Raw genomic sequence first — 20,409 nt, forward strand, 5'->3', positions numbered from 1 at the left:
CGGGTGCGGGTCCGGATCCGGGGCCGGGGCCCGGCGTCAGTCCTTGATCTCGGGCGGTGAGATCTGTGACTTCTCGATCGCGGACTCGCTCGTGCCCCACTTCTTCAGGATCTTGTCGTACGTCCCGTCGGCGATCAGCTTGTTCACCGCCGCCCGGAACGCAGGCGCTAGCTTCGTGCCCTTCTTGAAGGCGAAGCCGACGTCGAGGCGGTGGTACTCGTTGAGGAACCTCAGCCCTTCCTGGTGGGCGACGGCGTACCGCAGCCCGTTGATGGTGCTCATCACCACGTCGGACCTGCCCTGCTGGAGGGACGACCAGATCGCGCTCTGGTCCGCGTACGTCTTCACGCTGTACGCCTTCTTCCCGGCGTCCGCGCAGAGGTGCTTGTTCTCCTCCAGGGTCGCCTCGAAGGTGGTGCCCGCGCCGGTCGCCACGTTCAGGCCGCACAGTTGCCTGAGGTTCGTGACCTTCTTCAGGTCGCTGTCCTCGCGCACGGCGAAGCCCTGGCCGTCATTGATGTACGTGACGAAGTCGATCGTCCTGCGCCGCTCGTCCGTGACGCCGAAGTTGCCTGTGCCCAGGTCGTACTTGCCGCTGCCGAGCGCGGGAAGGATCGCCTCGAAACCGGCGGCCTCCCGCTTCAGCTTCAGCCCGAGGACCTTGGCGACGGCGTCGGCGAAGTCGATGTCCTGGCCGGCGACGGTCCTGCCGTCCTCCAGGTAGAAGGCGCCGGGCGGGGTGCCGCCGATGGAGGCGCCGACGGTCAGCTTGCCGCTCGCCCGGACGCCGGCGGGCAGCAGCTTCGCCGCCGCCTCGTCCTTCCTGACGTTCTTCACCACGTCGGTCGTGGGGATCCTGTCGCTCCTGCCCGCAGGCGCGGCGCCGCCGGCGGAGGCCCCGGGGTCGCCGGAGCCGCAGCCGGTCAATGCCAGGGTGGCCGCGGTGATCAGCGCGAACGCGGCCGGAATTCGCTGACGGGTCATCAAAATCGTACGCATGGCGTGGAGTTCTGCCCTTCGAAGACAACAAGCGCGCAGGGGTGACGAGAGAAGGAGGGGAGGGGTACGCGAGGACGCGTGGGTGTGTGAAGGCGCGGACGAGTGCGCGCACTTGGGCGCACCGGGAAACGCAGAAAACGCAGAAACGCTCAGAACGCGGCGAGCGTCAGGAAGCGTGGAGAAGAGAGAAACAGACGCGCAGCGGGCGTCAGAAGGGCATCAACAGGACGCCGACCACACTCGACCGAAGTCGATGTGGGAGCGCGTGACCAGCCACTGCTGCGGATGCATGGGCCAAGTGGAACAGGCATCCGTTTCCGCGTCAACTCACTTGAGACGTACGGCTCACACTCTGGACAGTCTTGACAGCGAGCGGAGCGAGCCCCGTAGTCTCGGTGAGGGACCGCTGCTGAGGGGCTCGGTCCGCATGTTCCGTGTGAAGGCAAGACCGTGCTGGATTCCAGTGCCCACGGAGCCTTCGCATGTCCTCGAACACACTCGCAAAGACCGCGCCTCCCGCGGCTGGACCGCCCGCCGACGCCGGTGAGGCACAGCCCCGCATCGTCCGCCGGCCCCGCACCGGCCAGTGGCTCGCCGCCGCCGTCGTCCTCGTACTCCTCGCGCTCGCCGTCAACTCGGTGATCCGCAACGACGCCTTCCAATGGGACGTCGTCGCCGACTACTTCACATCGGCGTCCGTCCTGCGCGGACTCGGACTCACCCTCTGGCTGACCGCCCTCGTCATGGCGCTCGGCTTCGCCCTCGGCACCCTGCTCGCCGTCATGCGCCTGTCCGCCAACCCTGTGCTGCGCACGGTGAGCTGGGGCTACGTCTGGCTGTTCAGGTCGATGCCGATCCTGGTGCAGCTGCTGTTCTGGTTCAACATCGGCGCGCTGTACCCGCACATCCTCGGCATCAGGACCGTCGACCTGTTCGGGCCCATCACCGTCGCCATCATCGGGCTCACGCTGCACGAGGCCGCGTACGCCGCCGAGGTCGTGCGCGGCGGCATCCTCTCCGTCGACCGCGGGCAGATCGAGGCCGCGCAGGCGCTCGGGCTGAGCCGGCTGCGGCGCTGGCGGCGGATCATCCTGCCGCAGGCCATGCGCTCCATCGTGCCGCCGGCCGGGAACATGCTGATCGGCACCCTCAAGGGCACCTCCATCGTCAGCGTCATCGCCGTCCAGGACCTGCTCTACTCGGTGCAGCTCGTCTACCACCGCACCTACCAGGTCATCCCGATGCTCCTGGTCGCCACCATCTGGTACGTCGTGGTCACCTCGCTCCTCAGCGCCGGCCAGTTCTACGTCGAGCGGCACTACGCGCGCGGTTCGGAGCGCACCCGATGAGGCCCTCGCTGGTGATCGTGGGAGCCGGTCCGCGGGGGACCGGCATCCTGGAGCGGATCGCCGCGAACGCACCCGACCACGCCGGCCTCGAACTCGACATCCATCTCGTCGACCCCTTCCCGCCGGGTGGCGGACGGGTCTGGCGGCAGGCGCAGTCCCCGCTGCTCTGGATGAACTCGCAGTCCCAGGACGTCACGATGTTCACCGACGACACGGTCGAGCTCGACGGTCCGGTACTCCCCGGGCCCGCCCTGCACGAGTGGGCGGACCTCGACGGCCGCGCCTTCGCCGACCGGCAGCTCCAGGGCGCCTATCTGCGCTGGGTGTACGAGCGGTCCGTGGCCGCGCTCCCGCCGGGCGTCACCGTCCGCCACCACCCGCGCCGCGCCCTGCGTGTCAGCGGCCCCCGCGAGGGCCGCCAGCAGGTGTGGCTCGACGGGCGCGCCCGCCCCCTCCTCGCCGACACCGTCATCCTCGCCCAGGGTCACCTGGACGCCGAACTCGACGAAGAGCAACGGGAGTTGGCTGCGTACGCTCACGAACATGCGCTCGTCCATCTGCCGCCCGACTTCACCGCGGACAGCGATCTGTCCGCGCTCGCTCCCGGCGAGGACGTCCTCGTCCGCGGCTTCGGCCTGGCCTTCGTCGACCTGATGGTGCTCCTGACCGAGGGCCGTGGCGGACGGCACGAAGGGGACACGTACATCCCCTCGGGGCGTGAGCCCGTCCTGCACGTCGGCTCCCGGCGCGGCATTCCGTACCACTCCAAGATCGGCTACGACTGGGCCGGCGAGCGCCCGCCGCTGCCCCGCTTCCTCGGCCCCGCCGAGATCGACGAACTCCTCGCCCGCCCCGACGGCTACGACTTCCGGCGTGACGTGTGGCCCCTCATCGACAAGGAGCTGGGCTTCGCCCACTACCACCGCCTGTTCACCGCCCACCCCGAGCGCACCACCGTCGCCTGGGCCGACTTCGAGGAGAAGTACGCGGCAGCCGAACCGCTGAGCGCCGAACTCCAGGCCCTCGTGGCCTCCGCCGTGCCCGACCCGGCGGACCGCCTCGACCTCGCGGCCCTCGACCACCCGCTGGACGGCGTACGCCACACCTCGTACGAGGAACTCCAGGACGGGCTGCGCGGCTACATCACCGCGGACCTCGAACGCCGCCACGACCCCGCGCACAGCCCCGACCTCGCCGTCTTCCTCGGTCTGCTGTCCGTGTACGGGCAGGTCGTGCGGCTGGGCGACATCGGGTCCTGGTGGCACGGCTTCTTCAGCTATCTCGCCTCCGGGCCGCCGGGGCCGCGGCTTCGGCAGCTGCTCGCGCTCTCCCGGGCAGGCGTCGTGAAGTTCATCGGCGCGGACATGCGGGTCACCGCGGAGGACGGCGTCTTCCGCGCGACGAGTGCCACCGTCCCCGGTTCCGTCGTCGAGGCCCGCGCCCTCGTCGAGGCCCGCCTGCCGCACCCCACCCTCGCCCGCACCCGCGACCAGCTCCTGCGCGAGCTGTACGAGGACGGGGCGCGGGCGACCCCGGCCGGGCTCCTCGCGGTCGACCCCGAGGACGGGCGCGTCCTGCACCGAGACGGCACGGCGCACCCGCGCCGCTTCGCGCTCGGCCCGCACACGAACGCGCGGGGCGCCGGAGCGTTCACGCGGCCGCGTACGAACAGCCCCTCGTTCCGGCAGAACGACGCCACCGCACGCGCGGTCCTGGCGTTCCTGCGCGACCTCTCCTGTCGCGCCGCAGCCTGAGCCCCGGCCCCCGCCCCGTACCTTTCCGCCCTCTTGAGGAACCCCCATGTCCCTGACCAGCGATCCACCCATCGACAGAACGACATCAGCCACGACAGCCGGCGACGCCGTCGACCACGGCGCGCTGAAGGTGGTGCCCGTCCGCCACCCCTGGCGCTGGGCCGCCATCGTCGCGACCGCCGTGCTGCTCGCCCAGTTCGCGCACGGATTCATCACCAACACCGGCTGGGAATGGGGGGTGTTCGCCGACTACTTCACCGCCGACGTGATCCTCAAGGCGGTGTGGACCACCCTTCAGCTGACGTTCTACGGAACGGCCCTCGGGTTCGCGCTCGGCATCGTCCTGGCCTTCATGCGCCTGTCGGCCAGCCGGTTCCTCCAGGCCGTCGCCTTCGGCTACATCTGGGCGTTCCGCTCGATCCCGCTGATCGTGCAACTGCTCTTCTGGTTCAACCTGGCCTATCTGTACAAGGAGTTGCAGTTCGGGATCCCCTTCGGGCCCGGCTTCCTCTCCTTCGACACGATGGGCCTGGTCGGCGCGATGAGTGCGGCCGTCCTCGGGCTCGCACTGCACCAGGCCGCGTACGCCGCCGAGATCGTGCGCGGTGGCGTACTGGCCGTCGACGGCGGCCAGTTGGAGGCCGCGGCCGCGCTCGGCATCCCCCGGCTGCGGCAGATCCGCCGCATCGTCCTGCCGCAGGCCATGCGCTCGATCCTGCCCAACGCGGCCAACGAGGTGATCTCCCTCTTCAAGGGCACCTCGATCGTCTCCGTCATGGCGATCGGCGAGCTCTTCTACCAGGTCCAGGTCATCTACGGCCGCAACGGGCGCGTGGTGCCGCTCCTGATGGTCGCCACCGTCTGGTACGTGCTCCTGACCAGCGCGCTCTCCGTCCTCCAGCACTACGTAGAACGACACTTCTCGAAGGGAACCACCCGATGAGCGACGCGGGCGCCGACCGGACCATGGTCGACATCAAGGCCGTCCACAAGAGCTTCGGCACGCTGGAGGTGCTGCGCGGCATCGACCTGGAGGTGCGGACCGGCGAGGTCACCGTCGTCCTGGGCCCGTCGGGCTCGGGCAAGTCCACGCTGCTGCGCACCATCAACCACCTGGAGAAGGTCGACAGCGGCTGGATCAGCGTCGACGGCTCCCTCGTCGGCTACCGCCGTTCCGGCGACAGGCTGTACGAGCTGCGCGAGCGCGAGGTGCTCAAGCAGCGCACCCAGATCGGCTTCGTCTTCCAGAACTTCAACCTGTTCCCGCACCTCACGGTCCTGGAGAACATCGCCGAGGCCCCCGTCTCCGCCCTCAAGCGCCCCCGCAAGGAGGCCCTCGACCACGCGCGCAGGCTGCTCGACCGGGTCGGGCTCGCCGACAAGGCCGGCGCCTACCCGAAGCAGCTCTCCGGCGGGCAGCAGCAGCGCGTCGCCATCGCCCGCGCGCTGGCTCTCGAACCGAAGCTGCTGCTCTTCGACGAGCCGACGTCCGCGCTCGACCCGGAGCTCGTCGGCGAAGTCCTCGACGTCATCAAGGGCTTGGCGCTCCAGGGCACCACGATGATCGTCGTCACGCACGAGATCGGCTTCGCCCGCGAGGTCGCCGACACCGTCGTCTTCATGGACGAGGGCCGCATCGTCGAACAGGGCGCCCCCGGCGACGTACTGGACGCACCGCGGCACGACCGCACGAAGGCGTTCCTCTCCAAGGTCCTGTGACCCTCACTCCCTGTTTCCGCACCCCCTTTCAACTCACCTTTTGTCAACAGGAGTTCACGCATGCTGTCCCGCCGCACCCTCGCCCTGTCCGTCGCCGCACTCGTGGCCGCGCCCCTGCTCACCGCCTGCGGAGGTGACAGCGATGCCGCGACCGGCACCGGCAAGGGCGGCTCCGAGAAGGTGGGCGGCATCAACATCGGGCCCGACCAGCACCGCATCCGCGCCAAGAAGGTCGACGCGATCGCCGCCGAGCTGCCGGCCGCGGTCCGCAAGCGCGGCACGCTCAGGCTCGGCGGCAGCGCCGACGCCTCGCCGCCACTCGGCTTCTACGCCACCGACGACAAGACCCGCATCGGCTCCGAGATCGACATCGCGACCCTCGTCGCCGACACGCTCGGCCTGAAGATCGAGTTCTCCCCGGTGTCCTGGGAGAACCTCTTCGTCGGCCTCGACAGCGGCAAGTTCGACGCCGTCTTCTCGAACGTCACCGTCACGGAGGAGCGCAAGGAGAAGTACGACTTCGCGACCTACCGGCTCGACAACATCGCGTTCGAGGCTAAGAAGGGCACGAGCTGGCGGGTCAAGGAACCCAAGGACGTGGCCGGGAAGACCATCGCCGTCTCCTCCGGCACCAACCAGGAGAAGATCCTCGTCGACTGGAGCGAGCAGGACGAGAAGGCGGGCCTGAAGCCGGTCACCATCAAGTACTTCCAGAAGGACACCGACTACTACCTGGCTCTCCAGTCGGGCCGCATCGACGCCTACCTCGGCCCGAGCCCCAGCGCCGCCTACCACGTGGAGTCCGCGGGCCAGTCGCAGATCATCGGCACGCTCTCCGGTGCCGGGGACAAGATCCAGGGCAAGATCGCCGCCACGACGAAGAAGGACAGTGGACTCGTCGACGCGTACGCCGCCGCCCTCGACCACGTGATCGAGAACGGGTCGTACGGGCGCGTCCTGAAGCGCTGGGGCCTGTCGACCGAGGCGGTCGAGAAGTCGGAGATCAACCCGCCCGGCCTGCCCAAGCCGTAGCCCGCCCGCAACCCCCGTATTCCCCTTCCTCGTCCAAGGACCTGCTCATGACTACGTCAACCGGGCGCGGCCTGCTGCATCTCGCGGCGGCCGTCGACCAGCCCGAGCCCGACAACTATGCCGCCGACCCGTACGTCACGCTCACGCGCCTCGCGGAACGCGGCGCCCTGGACTTCGTCACCCTCGGGGACTCCTTCGGCCGGCCCGGGCCCGACGCGCTCGCCGTGCTGTCCCGGGTCGCCCCGGCCACCGCCCGCATCGGCCTCGTCCCCACCGTCACCACCACACACACCGAGCCCTTCCATGTGCAGGCCGCCGTCGCCACCCTCGACTGGGTGAGCCGGGGCCGCGCCGGCTGGCGTCCCGAGGTGTCCGCCACCGAGGCGGAGGCCCGCCTTTTCGGCCGCAGGGCTGCCGCGCCCGCCGCGGAGCTGTGGCGCGAGGCCGGTGAAGTCGCCGACGTGGCAACGCGGTTGTGGGACAGCTGGGAGGACGACGCGGAGATCCGCGACGTGGCGACCGGACGTTTCATCGACCGGGAGAAGCTGCACTACGTCGACTTCCGGGGCGGCACCTTCTCCGTGCGCGGCCCGTCCATCGTGCCGCGTCCGCCGCAGGGCCACCCCGTCACGGTCGTCGACACCGCGGAGCAGCACGCGTACGACGTCGCCGCGCGCCAGGCCGACGTCGCCCTGGTGGACGCGACGGGCCCGGCGCAGGCCGCCGCCGTCCGCGCCGGGCTGCGCCGCCGCGCCGCCGAGTACGGCCGCGATCCCGACGGGCTGCGCGTCCTGGCCACGCTGCGCATCGACCTCGGCGGCGGGGAGCACGCGGCCGTGCCCGGCCACGGCGGGGGAGGGCCGCTGCCGAGCGACCTCGGCCCGCTCTACCGGGGCGGCCCGGTCGGCCTCGCCGACCTCGTCACCGCCTGGCACCGCGCCGGAGCCGTGGACGGCTTCCACCTCATACCCGTCGAGCCGCGCCGTGACCTGGAGCGGCTCGTCAACGGCACGGTGCCGCTGCTCCAGCACCGCGGCCTGTTCCGCACGTTCTATCCGGGCAGCACCTTCAGGGAGCACCTGGGGCTCGCCCGGCCCGCCAACCAGTACGCCGCGCTCGCGGGGGACCTGTCATGACCTCAATTGCCGTGCCGCGTAAGCACATTCATCTCGCCGCCCACTTCCCGGGGGTCAACAACACCACCGTCTGGACCGATCCGCGCTCCCGCTCACAGATCGACTTCGCGTCGTTCGAGCACCTCGCCCGCACCGCCGAGCGCGGCCTGTTCGACTTCTTCTTCCTCGCGGAGGGGCTGCGGCTGCGCGAGCACAAGGGGCGCGTCCACGATCTCGATGTCGTCGGGCGGCCGGAGTCCGTCACCGTGCTGAACGCCCTCGCGGCCGTCACCGAGCGCCTGGGCCTTGCCGCGACGGTCAACGCGACGTTCAACGAGCCCTACGAGACCGCGCGCAGGTTCGCCACGCTCGACCACCTCAGCGGGGGCCGCGCCGCCTGGAACGTCGTCACCTCCTCCGACGCGTTCACGGGCGAGAACTTCCGCCGCGGCGGCTTCCTCGACAGGGCGGACCGGTACACGCGTGCCGCAGAGTTCGTCGCCACGGCCCGCGAGCTGTGGGACTCCTGGACGCCCGGAGGTGAGCCGCGGCCCTTCGCGCACACCGGCCAACACTTCGATGTCGAGGGCGAGTTCACGCTGCCGCGCTCTCCGCAAGGGCACCCCGTCGTCATCCAGGCGGGGGACTCGCCCGAGGGGCGTGAGTTCGCGGCGTCGGCGGCGGACGTGATCTTCACGCGGCACGGCACGCTGGAGGCGGGCCGCGCCTTCTACGCCGATGTGAAGAGCCGGCTCGCGACGTACGGGCGGACCGCCGAGGACCTGAAGATCATGCCGGGTGTCACCGTGGTCCTCGGCGACACCGCCGCCGAGGCCCAGGAGCGCGCCGCCGGGATCAGGCGCCAGCAGGTGTCGCCGCAGAACGCGCTCCTCACCCTGGAGCAGATCTGGGGCGTCGACCTCTCCGCGTACGACCCCGACGGGCCGCTGCCGGACATCGATCCGGTCGTCGACTCCGGGCTCTCCCAGGGCCGTACCAAGCGCGGCGACCCCCGGGCCATCGCCGAGCAGTGGCGCGCCCTGTCGCGCGCCAAGGGTCTGTCCATCCGGCAGACCGTCATCGAGACCACCACGCGCCAGTCGTTCATCGGCACCCCGCAGGCCGTCGCCGCCGAGCTCGACGAGTTCGTGCAGAGCGACGCGGCCGACGGCTTCATCCTCGTACCGCACCTCACCCCGGGCGGCCTGGACGAGTTCGTCGACCAGGTGGTGCCCCTGCTCCAGGAACGCGGGGCGTACCGCACGGAATACACCGGCACGACGCTGCGCTCCCATCTCGGGCTGAAAGAACCCGTACGCCCCGCACGCGAGGAAGGCCTGACCGCATGACCGACGACGCAGCCGACGCCTGGCAGCAGTGGCACGAGCAGCGGACCGCATCCGTCTCCGAGCCCTACGGACCGCTCGCCCTCACCGGCACCTTCCCCCAAGCTCTTAAGGAGCAGGGGGGACCCCCATGCTGGACGACTATCCGGAAGGAACACTTCCGGCCATTCCCGGGAAGTGGCGGGCCGACGGCGGCCAAGTCGTCCTGACCGCCGCCCCCGAGGACGGCCTCACCCGCGACGGACAGCCGCTGACCGGCGAGGTGCGGCTCACGGCCGACGCGCGGATCGGCCTCGGCGAGCGCCGCCTCGTCGCGATCGTGCGCGAAGGCCTGTGGGCCGTACGCGACTTCGACCCACAGTCGGGGCCGCGACGCGACTTCGGAGGCATCGAGGCCACGGCCCACGACCCCCGCTGGACGGTCGAGGGCCGCTTCACGCCGTACGAGGAGAGCCGCACGGTCCGCGTCGAGAACGCCGACGGCAAGGAGCGCGGCCTCGCCCTCGGCGGTGAACTGGCCTTCTCCCTCGACGGACAGGACCTGACCCTCCAGGTCGCGGTGCAGGCGGACGGCTCGCTGTGGGCCGTGTTCGCCGACGCCACCAGCGGCGACGGGACCTTCCGGTTCCGCTTCCTGCGGCCCGCCGCGCCCGACGCCGAAGGCCGTACGAGCATCGACTTCAACCGCGCGGTGCTCCCGCCCTGCGCCTTCGCCGCCCACTTCGTCTGCCCCTTCCCGCCGCCCGGCAACACCCTGCCGGTCAAGATCGAGGCCGGCGAACGGAACCTCGTCGGCCGCCACTCCGTCTGACAGGGGAGCCGAGCCCCGGCGGCCTGCGACCATCCGCAGCAGCCGTCGGGGCATGTGGCCGTGTACCGGACGGACGGCCGAAAGGCGCCCTTGTGCCGGTCAGTTGAAACGCCGAATACTCCCGAGCAGCGCTTGTCAGGGGCACCGCATCTTCGGAACATTCCGGAATCCGGAATCCGAATGGGGCCGCTGGCTGCGCCTCACGGGCCCCCGACCCCACGCGGGCCCCCGACTTCCCTCGGGAGGAACGACCAGTGAGGATCAAGCGCACCACCCCCCGCAGTGGCATAGCGAGACGCGCCCGGATGATCTCCGTGGCCTCCGGACTCGTCGCCATCGGCGCACTCGCCGTCCCCACGGCCAGCGCGTCGGACGCGCCCGTCGCGCACACCTTCAGCGCGACCCAGCTCACCCAGGCCGGCACGTCCGTCCTGAAGTCCGATGTACCCGGCACCGCCTGGGCGGTCGACCAGAAGACCAACCAGGTCGTCGTCACCGCCGACAGCACGGTCTCCCAGGCCGAGATCGCCAGGATCCAGAAGGCGGCCGGCAGCAACGCGGGCGCCCTGAAGATCGAGCGCACCCCCGGCACGTTCAAGAAGCTGGTCTCCGGCGGCGACGCCATCTATGCGAGTAGCTGGCGCTGCTCGCTCGGCTTCAACGTCCGCTCGGGCAGCACCTACTACTTCCTGACCGCGGGCCACTGCACCGACGGCGCCGGCACCTGGTGGTCGAACTCGTCCCACTCGACGGCCATCGGTTCGACCGCGGGATCCAGCTTCCCGGGCAACGACTACGGCCTCGTCAGGTACACCAGCACGGGGACCCCGCCCGGAACGGTCGGCAGCCAGGACATCACCGGTGCGGCCACGCCGTCCGTGGGGACCACGGTCACCCGGCGCGGCTCGACCACCGGTATCCACAGCGGCCGCGTCACCGCGCTCAACGCCACCGTGAACTACGGCGGCGGCGACATCGTCTCCGGCCTCATCCAGACCACGGTCTGCGCCGAGCCCGGCGACTCCGGCGGCCCGCTCTACGGCGGCTCGACCGCGTACGGCCTGACCTCGGGCGGCAGTGGCAACTGCACCTCCGGCGGCACGACCTTCTTCCAGCCGGTCACCGAGGCGCTGAGTGCGTACGGAGTGAGCGTCTACTGATCCGTGTCCCTCGGCCGGCGGTCACCGGCCTTCGGGCAGTCCGACCTGCAGTCAGCAGCAGGGAGCCCTCGTACGGCAACTGCCGTGCGGGGGCTCGCCCTTGTGCGCGTTCCGGAGTTACCTTCGAAGGAGAAACCGTCGAAAAACGTCCCTGAGCGCCTGGGTCCGACCCCTGGAGGCCTCCATGGTCGAGGAGCTGGTGGTGGCGGGAGCCGCTGCCGCGTTCGCCGCGGTGATCTGCGTGACGGCTGCGGCGGCGCGCGTCGTCAAACAGTACGAGCGGGGCGTGGTCTTCCGCCTGGGGCGGCTGCGACCGGATGTGCGCGGCCCGGGGTTCACGATGATCGTGCCGTTCGTGGACCGGCTCCATAAGGTCAACATGCAGATCGTCACGATGCCGGTGCCCGCGCAGGACGGCATCACGCGGGACAACGTCACGGTGCGGGTCGACGCCGTCATCTACTTCAAGGTGGTCGACGCGTCCGAGGCCGTCGTACAGGTGGAGGACTACCGGTTCGCCGTCTCCCAGATGGCGCAGACGTCACTGCGCTCCATCATCGGCAAGAGCGACCTCGACGACCTGCTCTCGAACCGCGAAAAGCTCAACCAGGGCCTCGAGTTGATGATCGACAGCCCGGCCATCGGCTGGGGCGTGCAGATCGACCGCGTCGAGATCAAGGACGTGTCGCTGCCCGAGACCATGAAACGCTCGATGTCGCGGCAGGCCGAGGCGGAGCGCGAGCGGCGCGCCCGGATCATCAACGCGGACGCCGAACTCCAGGCCTCCAGGAAGCTCGCCGAGGCGGCCTCGGAGATGTCCGAACAGCCCGCGGCGCTCCAACTCAGACTCCTGCAGACCGTGGTGGCCGTCGCCGCCGAGAAGAACTCGACCCTCGTACTGCCCTTCCCGGTGGAGCTCCTGCGCTTCCTGGAACGGGCGACGCCGGGGGACGCGGCGCGGCCGCCGGCCGCCGAACGGCCGCCGATTCCCGGCCCAGCGGCATCGGAATCAAGACAGGACTAGACCTCACCCATTGCGGACCGCCCCTCTGCGCGGAGTGTTTGCAGTGGGAACCGACGTGGTGCGACAGGCGCATGACGGGGGTGCATGCGGCCGGGGGAGCGCATAGCGTCAGTCGCACGCGCGTCCTGAAGTCGACCTTGTGTGTCCCCTGTGGCCGTCGGGATAGTGGGCGCGTCAACCTACGGGACCGGCTCACCCCACAGCGGTCGGTTCCGACCCCCCACAGGAGGACGAGAGTTGAAGCACCGACGCATACCCAAGCGGCGTGCCGCCGCGGTAGGAGCGGGCATCGCCGCCCTGGTCGCCGCGGGAGTCACCTTCCAGACTGCGAACGCGAGCACGGACACCTCTGATGTGGCCCCGCAGACCCTGTCGATCGCGAAGGCCGGAAATCTCGCCTCGTCCCTGACCAAGGACCTCGGCGCGGACTCGGCGGGCACGTACTACGACGCGAAGGCCAAGCACCTCGTCGTGAACGTCCTGAACAAGGACGCCGCGGACATCGTGCGGGCGGCCGGAGCCAAGGCCAGAGTCGTCGAGAACTCCCTGGCCGAACTGAAGGGCGCCCGCACCACCCTGAAGCAGGACGCGACGATCCCCGGCACGTCGTGGGCGGTCGACCCGGCCACCAACAAGGTCGTCGTGACCGCCGACCGCACGGTCGACACGGCCGCGTGGAGCAAGCTGAGCAAGGTCGTCGACGGTCTCGGCTCCAAGGCCGAACTCCAGCGCACCAAGGGGGAGTTCAAGCCCCTCATCGCGGGCGGCGACGCCATCACCGGCAGCGGCGGCCGGTGCTCCCTCGGCTTCAACGTGGTCAAGGGCGGCCAGCCGTACTTCATCACGGCCGGCCACTGCACCGAGGCGATCTCGACCTGGTCGGACTCGAGCGGCCAGGAGATCGGCACGAACGAGCAGTCCAGCTTCCCGGACAACGACTTCGGCCTGGTCAAGTACACCGCCGACGTCGCGCACCCGAGCGAGGTCGACCTCTACAACGGCTCCAGCCAGCAGATCACCAAGGCGGGCGACGCGACCGTCGGCATGAAGGTGACCCGCAGCGGCTCCACGACCCAGGTCCACGACGGCAGCGTCACCGGCCTGGACGCCACCGTGAACTACGGCAACGGCGACATCGTCAACGGGCTCATCCAGACCGACGTCTGCGCCGAGCCCGGCGACAGCGGCGGCTCGCTCTTCTCGGGCGACACCGCGATCGGCCTCACCTCGGGCGGCAGCGGCGACTGCAGCTCCGGCGGGGAGACCTTCTTCCAGCCGGTGACGGAGGCGCTGTCCACGTTCGGCGCCGAGATCGGCTGATGTAACGACAGCGAGACAGCCGGAAAGCCGGACAGCTGGACGCAGGGGCCGGCCCGTCATCGACGGGTCGGCCCCTCGCGTTCCGGGCGGTTCGGGCGTTCCGGGTGCTTCGGGGCCCGGGCGGGGCGTCGGCTGTCTGGATCATGCTCCAACGGTCCGGGGAGCACGGTGTTCGTGCAGGTGGGGTGGGCTGAACGGGTGTCCGGGGCAGCGACCTCACTCGGATGTCGCACATGCGTTCGATACTTGGTCTATGGTGGTGGTGGGGAGGCGAGAGCAGGTCGGTTCGAGGTGTGCAGGAGGTGCGTGTGCCAGGGTTCACGCATTTGCACACCGTTTCCGGGTTCTCCCTTCGGTACGGGGCCTCGCACCCGGAGCGGCTGGCCGAGCGTGCCTCCGAACGGGGCATGGACGCGCTCGCCCTCACCGACCGGGACACCCTCTCGGGCTCGGTCAGGTTCGCCAAGGCCTGCGTCAAGGCAGGGGTGCGGCCGCTGTTCGGGACGGACCTCGCGGTGAGCGGACCCCCGCCGGCCGGATCCCCCGCGCCGGGCCGCACCCCGGCCGAGCGCCGCAGGCAGCCCGTGCGCGGCGGTGCCTTCATCGACGAGTCGACCCCGCGCGTGACCTTCCTCGCCCGCGACGGAGCCATCGGCTGGGCCTCCCTGTGCCGCCTGGTCACCGCCGCCCACGCCACCGGCGAGACCCGGCTGACCTGGGAGGACAACCACGGCGACGGCCTGACCGTACTGCTCGGACCCGCGTCCGACGTCGGCCGCGCGCTCGCCGCGGGCCGCCCCGACCGGGCCGCGCACCTTCTCGTCCCCTGGCGGGAGATCTACGGCGACGCCCTGCGCCTCGAAGCCGTCCACCACGGACGCGAGGGCACGGGCCCCGGATCCCTGCGCCTGGCCGCCCGCACCGTCGGCTTCGCCGCCGAGCAGGGCATCCGCCCCGTCCTCAGCAACGACGTCCGGTACGCCGACCCGGGCCTCGGCCCGGTCGCCGATGTCCTCGACGCCGCGCGCCGCCTCGTCCCGGTCGACCCCCGCAAGGAACTCGACAGCGGCGAGCGCTGGCTGAAGGACGCCGGGGCCATGCTGATGACGGCCGAACGAGTGGTGGAGGCCGCGGGCTTCCGACGCGACGCCGCGTACCGGCTGCTCGAACAGACCAACGCCGCGGCGGCCGAATGCCGCGTCGACCCCGAGGACGACCTCGGCATCGGCTCCGTGCACTTCCCCGAACCGCGGCTCGTCGGCGCCGGCCGCCGCACCGCCCAGCGGGTCCTCGTGTCGCGGGCGGCGGCGGGGATGCTGCGCCTCGGGTACGACCGGAAGCGGGAGTACTGGGAGCGGATGCACCGCGAGCTGGACATCATCGCGTACCACGACTTCGCCACCTACTTCCTGACGGTGTCCCAAGTCGTCGACGACGTACGGGACATGGGCATCCGGGTCGCCGCGCGCGGCTCCGGTGCCGGGTCCCTGGTCAACCATCTGCTCGGGATCGCGCACGCGGACCCGGTCGAACACGGCCTCCTCATGGAGCGGTTCCTGTCCAAGCGCCGCTCCGTCCTGCCCGACATCGACATCGACGTGGAGTCGGCCCGGCGCCTGGAGGTCTACCGGGCGATCATCGACCGGTTCGGCGCCGAGCGCGTCGCGACCGTCTCGATGCCGGAGACGTACCGCGTCCGCCATGCCGTACGCGATGTGGGCGCGGCCCTGTCCATGGACCCGGCCGACATCGACCGGATCGCCAAGTCCTTCCCGCACATCCGTGCCCGCGACGCGCGGGCCGCGCTGGAGGAACTGCCCGAACTGCGGGAACTGGCAGGGGAGTCCCGGCGGGGCGGGGACAGGTACGGACGCATGTGGGAGCTGGTCGAGGCGCTCGACGCGCTGCCGCGTGGCATCGCCATGCACCCGTGCGGGGTGCTGCTCTCGGACGCCTCGCTGCTCGCCCGCACGCCCGTCGTGCCGACCAGCGGCGAGGGCTTTCCCATGTCGCAGTTCGACAAGGAGGACGTCGAGGACCTCGGCCTGCTCAAGCTCGACGTCCTCGGGGTGCGGATGCAGTCGGCGATGGCGCACGCGGTCGCGGAGACCGAGCGGGCGACCGGCTCCACGGTGGACCTGGACGCGGTGGCGCCCGGTGACCCGGAGACGTACCGGCTCATCAAGTCCACCGAGACGCTGGGCTGTTTCCAGATCGAGTCGCCGGGCCAGCGGGACCTGGTGGGGCGGCTCCAGCCGGCCACCTTCCACGACCTCGTGGTGGACATCTCGCTGTTCCGCCCGGGACCCGTCGCCGCCGACATGGTGCGGCCGTTCATCGAGGCGCGGCACGGGCGCGCGCCGGTCCGCTATCCGCACCGCGACCTGGAGGGACCCCTGAAGGAGACGTACGGGGTCGTCGTCTTCCACGAGCAGATCATCGAGATCGTGAACATCATGACGGGGTGCGGCCGCGACGAGGCGGACCGGGTCAGGAGAGGGCTGTCCGACCCCGATTCGCAGGGGCGCATCCGGTTCTGGTTCGCACAGCAGGCGGCGGCGCACGGATACGACGCCGAGACCATCGCCCGCACCTGGGAGATCATCGAGGCCTTCGGGTCGTACGGGTTCTGCAAGGCACACGCCGTCGCCTTCGCGGTGCCGACCTACCAGTCGGCGTGGCTGAAGGCCCATCACCCGGCCGCGTTCTACGCGGGGTTGCTCACCCACGACCCCGGGATGTACCCGAAGCGGCTGATTCTCGCGGACGCGCGGCGGCGCGGGGTGCCGGTCCTTCCGCTGGACGTGAACAAGTCCGCGGTCGCTCACCGTATCGAACTGGTGTCTGATAAAGGGAATGCCGATCGCGAAAGTGGTGGTCACGAAGGTCGCAAAGAGGAGAAATGGGGCGTGCGGCTCGCGCTCTCCGACGTGCACGGCATCAGCGAGGCCGAGGCGGCCCGCATCGAGGAGGGGCAGCCCTACTCCTCGCTGCTCGACTTCTGGGAGCGGGCCAGGCCCAGCCGGCCGCTCGCGCAGCGGCTCGCCCAGGTCGGCGGGCTCGACGCGTTCGGCGCCAACCGGCGTGACCTGCAACTCCACTTGACCGAACTGCACCGGGGAACGCGCGGGTCCCGAGGCGCCCGTGGCGCCCAACTGCCCCTGTCCGGCGGCCACGGGACCGCGCCGGCCGGCCTGCCCGACCTCGGCGACGCCGAGCGGCTCAGCGCCGAACTCGGGGTACTGGGGATGGACGCCTCCCGCCATCTCATGGGCGACCACGAGAAGTTCCTGGAGGAGCTGGGGGTGCTGACGGCGCGCCGCCTGCGCGAGGCCGAGCACGGCAAGGTCGTGCTGGTCGCGGGTGCCAAGGTCGCCACGCAGACCCCGCCGATCCGCTCCGGCAAGCGCGTCATCTTCACGACCCTGGACGACGGCACGGGCCTGGTCGACCTGGCCTTCTTCGACGACGCGCACGCCGCGTGCGCGCACACCGTCTTCCACTCGTGGCTGCTCCTGGTCCGCGGCACGGTCCAGCGGCGCGGACCGCGCAGCCTCAGCGTGGTCGGCGCGGCCGCGTGGAACCTCGCGGACCTGGTGGAGGTGCGCCGGCAGGGCGGCCTCGACGCGGTGGCGCTGCGCCTGGCGGAGCCGCCCGAACAGCCGCCGTCCGACGAGGACGACCCGGTCGACGGCCGTCGCATCCGCATGGCCACGGGATACGAGATGCACCCCTGGGCGGACCTGCGCCCGGCGGGCGACGGCCAGTCCGGACCGCCGCGCAAACTGTGGCACCAGAGCCCAGGGAGCGCAGGATGACCACTCTGTACGTACGGTTCCTGCTGCCGCCCATGTACGAGGCGGCACTGCCCCAACTGATCGGCCTGCTGGGCGAGTTCAGCCCGACGGTCGAGGCGCTGCCGCCCGACGCCGCCCTCGTGGACCTGGGCGGCGCCGTGCGCTACTTCGGGCGGGACGCCGTCGAACTCGCCGCGGTGATCCGGGTGCGGGCGCTCGCCCTGTACGGGGTGGAGTGCGTGATCGGCGCGGGCCCCGGCCCGATGCTGGCGCGGATGGCCGCGCGGACGGCCTCGCCCGGGGTGACCCGGGTGGTGCCGGGGGACCCCGGCGCCGTGGCGGAGTTCCTCGCCGGGCAGCCGGTCGCCGCGCTGCCCGGCGTCGGCGCCGCCACCGCCCGCACCCTGTGCGAGTACGGGCTCGACACCCTGGACAGGGTGGCCGCCGCCCCGCAGGGCACCCTGCAACGGCTCACCACCGCCCGTATCGGCCGTGAACTGCACGAGAAGGCGCGCGGCGTCGACCGCACCCGGGTCACACCCAACGCCGCCATGCGGTCCACCGCCGCCGAACGCCCCTTCCCGCGCGACGAACTCGACCCGTACCGGCACCGCCGCGCCCTGCTCTCCCTCGCCGACGAGCTGGGCGCCCGGCTCCGCGACGGGAAGCAGGTGTGCCGCTCGCTGACCCTCACCGTGCGCTACGCCGACCGGTCCACGACGACCCGCAGTCGTACGCTCCCCGAGCCCACCGGGCACACGACCGCGCTGTCCACGGCCGCGTACCGGATGTACGAGGCGCTCGGTCTGCAGCGGGCCAGGGTGCGGGCGCTCGCTCTGCGGGCGGAGGGGCTCCGCCCGGTCGAGGGTTCCGCCTGCCAGCTGACCTTCGACCCCGCGGACGAGAAGGCGCGGACGCTGGAGGCGGTGGCCGACCGGGCCCGGGCGAAGTTCGGACCCGGGGCGATCCTGCCCGGGCGGCTCGCTGCGTGAGCCGCTACTGAGCCCAGGGTGGCGACAGGCGGGTGCCGTCCGCCAGTACCGCCTCCAGGCCCACGGACGTCGTGGTCCACATGGTGGCGGGCAGGTCGCCCGGGTTCTCGACCGTGAGGGTCGCGCCCGGGGTGGCGATCGCGGTGTCGCCCACGACGAGCGTGTCCGTGCGCCCGTCGATCGTGAAGCGCAGGCTGCCGCTGAGCACGTGCAGGATCTCCTCGCGGGACACCGTGTGGGCGACGCCCGGGGTGCCCGCCGGGATCTCGGTCCGCCAGGCGCACAGCTCCTTGCTGCCTGCGGCGGGTGTGGCGTACGAGACGAAACGGACGCCGTGCAGCTCGTGGACGACGGCCTCGGATGCGCGGATGACTGGCATGTCGACTCCCTTGAACGGTTCGGTCGAGCGGGTCATTTGGTCAAGTGAATTGACTACATGGTCAAGCAGCTTGCCCAAATCGTCAAGGGTGTTTGAATGGCTCCGTGCAGAACTCCGAGGCCATGGCCCTCTCCGCAGCCCTGCTCGCCGCTGCCGGTGAGCTGACGCAACGCATCCACGAGGGGGTCGTCGCCCGTGGCTTCGAGGGGCTGCGGCCCGCGCACGGATTCGCCTTCGCGCGACTCTCCTGGGACGGTGCCACCGCCACCGACCTCGCCGCGCATCTGGGGGTCACCAAGCAGGCTGCGAGCCAGCTCGTCGACGAGCTCGTGCGCAAGGGCTACGCCGAACGCCGGCCCCACCCGGACGACGCCCGCGCCCGGCTCGTCGTCATGACCGAACGCGGCTGGGCCTGCGCGCGGGCCGCCGAGGAGTCCGCCGCCGACGCCGTACGGCCGTGGGTCGAGCGGCTCGGCGAGCGCAAGGCCCGCGCTCTGCTGGACCAGTTGACCGCCGTCGCACCCGACGGCCCCATCAGGCCCGCCTGGTGACACCGCGTCAGCACCGGGGGCGTCCAGCTACCACTGCAAGTTTTTACTGACGCGTAACTTCACTCTTTTACTACTGGCGCGTAATTTGGCTGGCAGTACAGCATCCTCGTGATCCGGATCACAGGGCACGCACCCCACATCGCAACTCCCTTGAGCCGCAAGGAGATCACACGATGCTGCCCCGGAACTGGAAACGTGCGGTCAGATCCCTGACCGCGGCCCTGCTGCTCACGGCCGCGGCCGGCGCGGTCCCCGCCGCCGCCCACGCCGACACCGCCCCGAGCAGTGGCTGGAACAACTACGGCTGCAAGCCGTCGGCCACGCACCCGCGCCCCGTCGTCCTCGTCCACGGCACCTTCGGGAACTCCGTCGACAACTGGCTGGTCCTCGCCCCCTACCTGGTGAACCGCGGCTACTGCGTCTTCTCGCTCGACTACGGACAGTTGCCCGGCGTCCCGCTGTTCAACGGCCTCGGCCCCATCGACAAGTCGGCGGGCCAGCTCGACACCTTCGTCGACAAGGTGCTCGCCGCCACCGGTGCCCCCAAGGCCGACCTCGTCGGCCACTCGCAGGGCGGCATGATGCCCCGCTACTACCTCAAGTTCCTCGGCGGCGCCGCGAAGGTGAACTCCCTCGTCGGCATCGCGCCCGACAACCACGGCACCACCCTGAACGGCCTGACGAACCTCCTGCCGTACTTCCCCGGGGTCGGTGACCTGCTGACCCTCGCCACCCCCGGCCTCGCCGACCAGATGGCGGGCTCCCCGTTCATCACCAAGCTCAACCAGGGCGGGGACACCGTCCCCGGCGTCCACTACACCGTCATCGCTACCAAGTACGACGAGGTCGTCACGCCGTACGGCACCCAGTTCCTGAGCGGCCCCGACGTCCACAACGTCAAGCTCCAGGACCTGTGCTCCGTCGACCTGTCGGAGCACGTCGCCATCGGCACCATCGACCGCGTCGCCTTCCACGAGGTCGCGAACGCCCTCGACCCGGCCCACGCCACCCCCACCACCTGCGCCTCGGCGGTGAGTTGACGCACCGCAGCCAGAAACGCA

16 protein-coding genes and 1 pseudogene are annotated in these 20,409 nt (G+C 70.9%); 15 read left to right on the top strand and 2 right to left on the bottom strand.

The window, feature by feature from the left end; genetic code table 11:
• Positions 1 to 36: 36 nt before the first annotated feature.
• On the bottom strand, positions 37 to 984 hold the full coding sequence (locus OG698_RS35075; RefSeq protein WP_406107793.1) for an ABC transporter substrate-binding protein: 948 nt from the start codon (positions 982 to 984) through the stop codon (positions 37 to 39).
• A gap of 497 nt (positions 985 to 1,481) precedes the next feature.
• On the opposite strand from OG698_RS35075, the gene OG698_RS35080 reads away from it, so the two are divergent.
• The 13 genes and pseudogenes from OG698_RS35080 to OG698_RS35140 all read left to right on the top strand — a co-directional run bounded on the left by OG698_RS35080 (position 1,482) and on the right by OG698_RS35140 (position 18,418).
• On the top strand, positions 1,482 to 2,348 hold the full coding sequence (locus OG698_RS35080; RefSeq protein ID WP_406107794.1) for an amino acid ABC transporter permease: 867 nt from the start codon (positions 1,482 to 1,484) through the stop codon (positions 2,346 to 2,348).
• Positions 2,345 to 4,102 carry an FAD/NAD(P)-binding protein gene (locus tag OG698_RS35085; RefSeq protein ID WP_406107795.1) on the top strand — a complete coding sequence of 586 codons (1,758 nt, stop codon included), beginning with the start codon at positions 2,345 to 2,347 and terminating at the stop codon, positions 4,100 to 4,102. The genes OG698_RS35080 and OG698_RS35085 overlap by 4 nt, the downstream gene beginning before the upstream one ends.
• Before the next feature lie 46 nt (positions 4,103 to 4,148).
• On the top strand, positions 4,149 to 5,045 hold the full coding sequence (locus OG698_RS35090; protein WP_399970436.1) for an amino acid ABC transporter permease: 897 nt from the start codon (positions 4,149 to 4,151) through the stop codon (positions 5,043 to 5,045).
• Positions 5,042 to 5,821: an amino acid ABC transporter ATP-binding protein gene (locus OG698_RS35095; protein WP_406107797.1), complete on the top strand. Its 780-nt coding sequence runs from the start codon at positions 5,042 to 5,044 to the stop codon at positions 5,819 to 5,821. The genes OG698_RS35090 and OG698_RS35095 overlap by 4 nt, the downstream gene beginning before the upstream one ends.
• Positions 5,822 to 5,881: 60 nt before the next feature.
• The gene (locus OG698_RS35100; RefSeq protein WP_406107799.1) at positions 5,882 to 6,853 is read left to right on the top strand and encodes an ABC transporter substrate-binding protein; all 972 of its coding nucleotides are present in this window, start codon (positions 5,882 to 5,884) and stop codon (positions 6,851 to 6,853) included.
• 47 nt (positions 6,854 to 6,900) lie between these two features.
• On the top strand, positions 6,901 to 7,989 hold the full coding sequence (locus tag OG698_RS35105) for an LLM class flavin-dependent oxidoreductase (protein ID WP_406107801.1): 1,089 nt from the start codon (positions 6,901 to 6,903) through the stop codon (positions 7,987 to 7,989).
• Positions 7,986 to 9,317, top strand: coding sequence for an NtaA/DmoA family FMN-dependent monooxygenase (locus tag OG698_RS35110; RefSeq protein WP_406107803.1), 1,332 nt, complete (start codon positions 7,986 to 7,988; stop codon positions 9,315 to 9,317). The genes OG698_RS35105 and OG698_RS35110 overlap by 4 nt, the downstream gene beginning before the upstream one ends.
• A pseudogene (locus OG698_RS35115) lies at positions 9,314 to 10,125 on the top strand (DUF1684 domain-containing protein). Before OG698_RS35110 ends, OG698_RS35115 begins: the two are co-directional and overlap by 4 nt.
• A 254-nt stretch (positions 10,126 to 10,379) precedes the next feature.
• Positions 10,380 to 11,285, top strand: a complete 906-nt coding sequence (locus OG698_RS35120) for a S1 family peptidase (RefSeq protein WP_406107805.1) — start codon at positions 10,380 to 10,382, stop codon at positions 11,283 to 11,285.
• A 184-nt stretch (positions 11,286 to 11,469) separates the two neighbouring features.
• Positions 11,470 to 12,309, top strand: a complete 840-nt coding sequence (locus OG698_RS35125; RefSeq protein ID WP_406107807.1) for a slipin family protein — start codon at positions 11,470 to 11,472, stop codon at positions 12,307 to 12,309.
• A gap of 237 nt (positions 12,310 to 12,546) precedes the next feature.
• Entirely contained in the window at positions 12,547 to 13,629 is a 1,083-nt protein-coding gene (locus OG698_RS35130) for a S1 family peptidase (protein ID WP_406107809.1), read from the top strand.
• A 308-nt stretch (positions 13,630 to 13,937) separates the two neighbouring features.
• Complete coding sequence (locus OG698_RS35135; RefSeq protein ID WP_406107811.1) at positions 13,938 to 17,447, top strand: DNA polymerase III subunit alpha; 3,510 nt, start codon at positions 13,938 to 13,940, stop codon at positions 17,445 to 17,447.
• Positions 17,444 to 18,418 (top strand): DNA polymerase thumb domain-containing protein, encoded by a 975-nt coding sequence (locus OG698_RS35140; protein WP_406107812.1) that lies wholly within the window; start codon positions 17,444 to 17,446, stop codon positions 18,416 to 18,418. The genes OG698_RS35135 and OG698_RS35140 overlap by 4 nt, the downstream gene beginning before the upstream one ends.
• Before the next feature lie 4 nt (positions 18,419 to 18,422).
• Here the strand turns inward: OG698_RS35140 and OG698_RS35145 are convergent, their stop codons facing one another.
• Entirely contained in the window at positions 18,423 to 18,797 is a 375-nt protein-coding gene (locus tag OG698_RS35145) for a cupin domain-containing protein (RefSeq protein ID WP_406107814.1), read from the bottom strand.
• A 104-nt stretch (positions 18,798 to 18,901) separates the two neighbouring features.
• Here OG698_RS35145 and OG698_RS35150 point away from each other — a divergent pair, with 104 nt between their 5' ends.
• Together OG698_RS35150 and OG698_RS35155 are read left to right on the top strand one after the other, a co-directional pair.
• Positions 18,902 to 19,348, top strand: coding sequence for a MarR family winged helix-turn-helix transcriptional regulator (locus OG698_RS35150; protein ID WP_406107815.1), 447 nt, complete (start codon positions 18,902 to 18,904; stop codon positions 19,346 to 19,348).
• A 173-nt stretch (positions 19,349 to 19,521) separates the two neighbouring features.
• The gene (locus tag OG698_RS35155; protein WP_406107816.1) at positions 19,522 to 20,388 is read left to right on the top strand and encodes an esterase/lipase family protein; all 867 of its coding nucleotides are present in this window, start codon (positions 19,522 to 19,524) and stop codon (positions 20,386 to 20,388) included.
• Positions 20,389 to 20,409: the final 21 nt, after the last annotated feature.

It is taken from the genome of Streptomyces sp. NBC_01003, assembly GCF_045162695.1.
Taxonomy (GTDB): Bacteria; Actinomycetota; Actinomycetes; order Streptomycetales; family Streptomycetaceae; genus Streptomyces.

Bases quoted from the DNA above. Each gene is read 5' to 3' on its own strand.
- OG698_RS35075 (WP_406107793.1), bottom strand. From the start codon at position 984: ATGACCCGTCAGCGAATTCCGGCCGCGTTCGCGCTGATCACCGCGGCC.
- OG698_RS35080 (WP_406107794.1), top strand. From the start codon at position 1,482: ATGTCCTCGAACACACTCGCAAAGACCGCGCCTCCCGCGGCTGGACCG.
- OG698_RS35085 (WP_406107795.1), top strand. From the start codon at position 2,345: ATGAGGCCCTCGCTGGTGATCGTGGGAGCCGGTCCGCGGGGGACCGGC.
- OG698_RS35090 (WP_399970436.1), top strand. From the start codon at position 4,149: ATGTCCCTGACCAGCGATCCACCCATCGACAGAACGACATCAGCCACG.
- OG698_RS35095 (WP_406107797.1), top strand. From the start codon at position 5,042: ATGAGCGACGCGGGCGCCGACCGGACCATGGTCGACATCAAGGCCGTC.
- OG698_RS35100 (WP_406107799.1), top strand. From the start codon at position 5,882: ATGCTGTCCCGCCGCACCCTCGCCCTGTCCGTCGCCGCACTCGTGGCC.
- OG698_RS35105 (WP_406107801.1), top strand. From the start codon at position 6,901: ATGACTACGTCAACCGGGCGCGGCCTGCTGCATCTCGCGGCGGCCGTC.
- OG698_RS35110 (WP_406107803.1), top strand. From the start codon at position 7,986: ATGACCTCAATTGCCGTGCCGCGTAAGCACATTCATCTCGCCGCCCAC.
- OG698_RS35125 (WP_406107807.1), top strand. From the start codon at position 11,470: ATGGTCGAGGAGCTGGTGGTGGCGGGAGCCGCTGCCGCGTTCGCCGCG.
- OG698_RS35140 (WP_406107812.1), top strand. From the start codon at position 17,444: ATGACCACTCTGTACGTACGGTTCCTGCTGCCGCCCATGTACGAGGCG.
- OG698_RS35145 (WP_406107814.1), bottom strand. From the start codon at position 18,797: ATGCCAGTCATCCGCGCATCCGAGGCCGTCGTCCACGAGCTGCACGGC.
- OG698_RS35155 (WP_406107816.1), top strand. From the start codon at position 19,522: ATGCTGCCCCGGAACTGGAAACGTGCGGTCAGATCCCTGACCGCGGCC.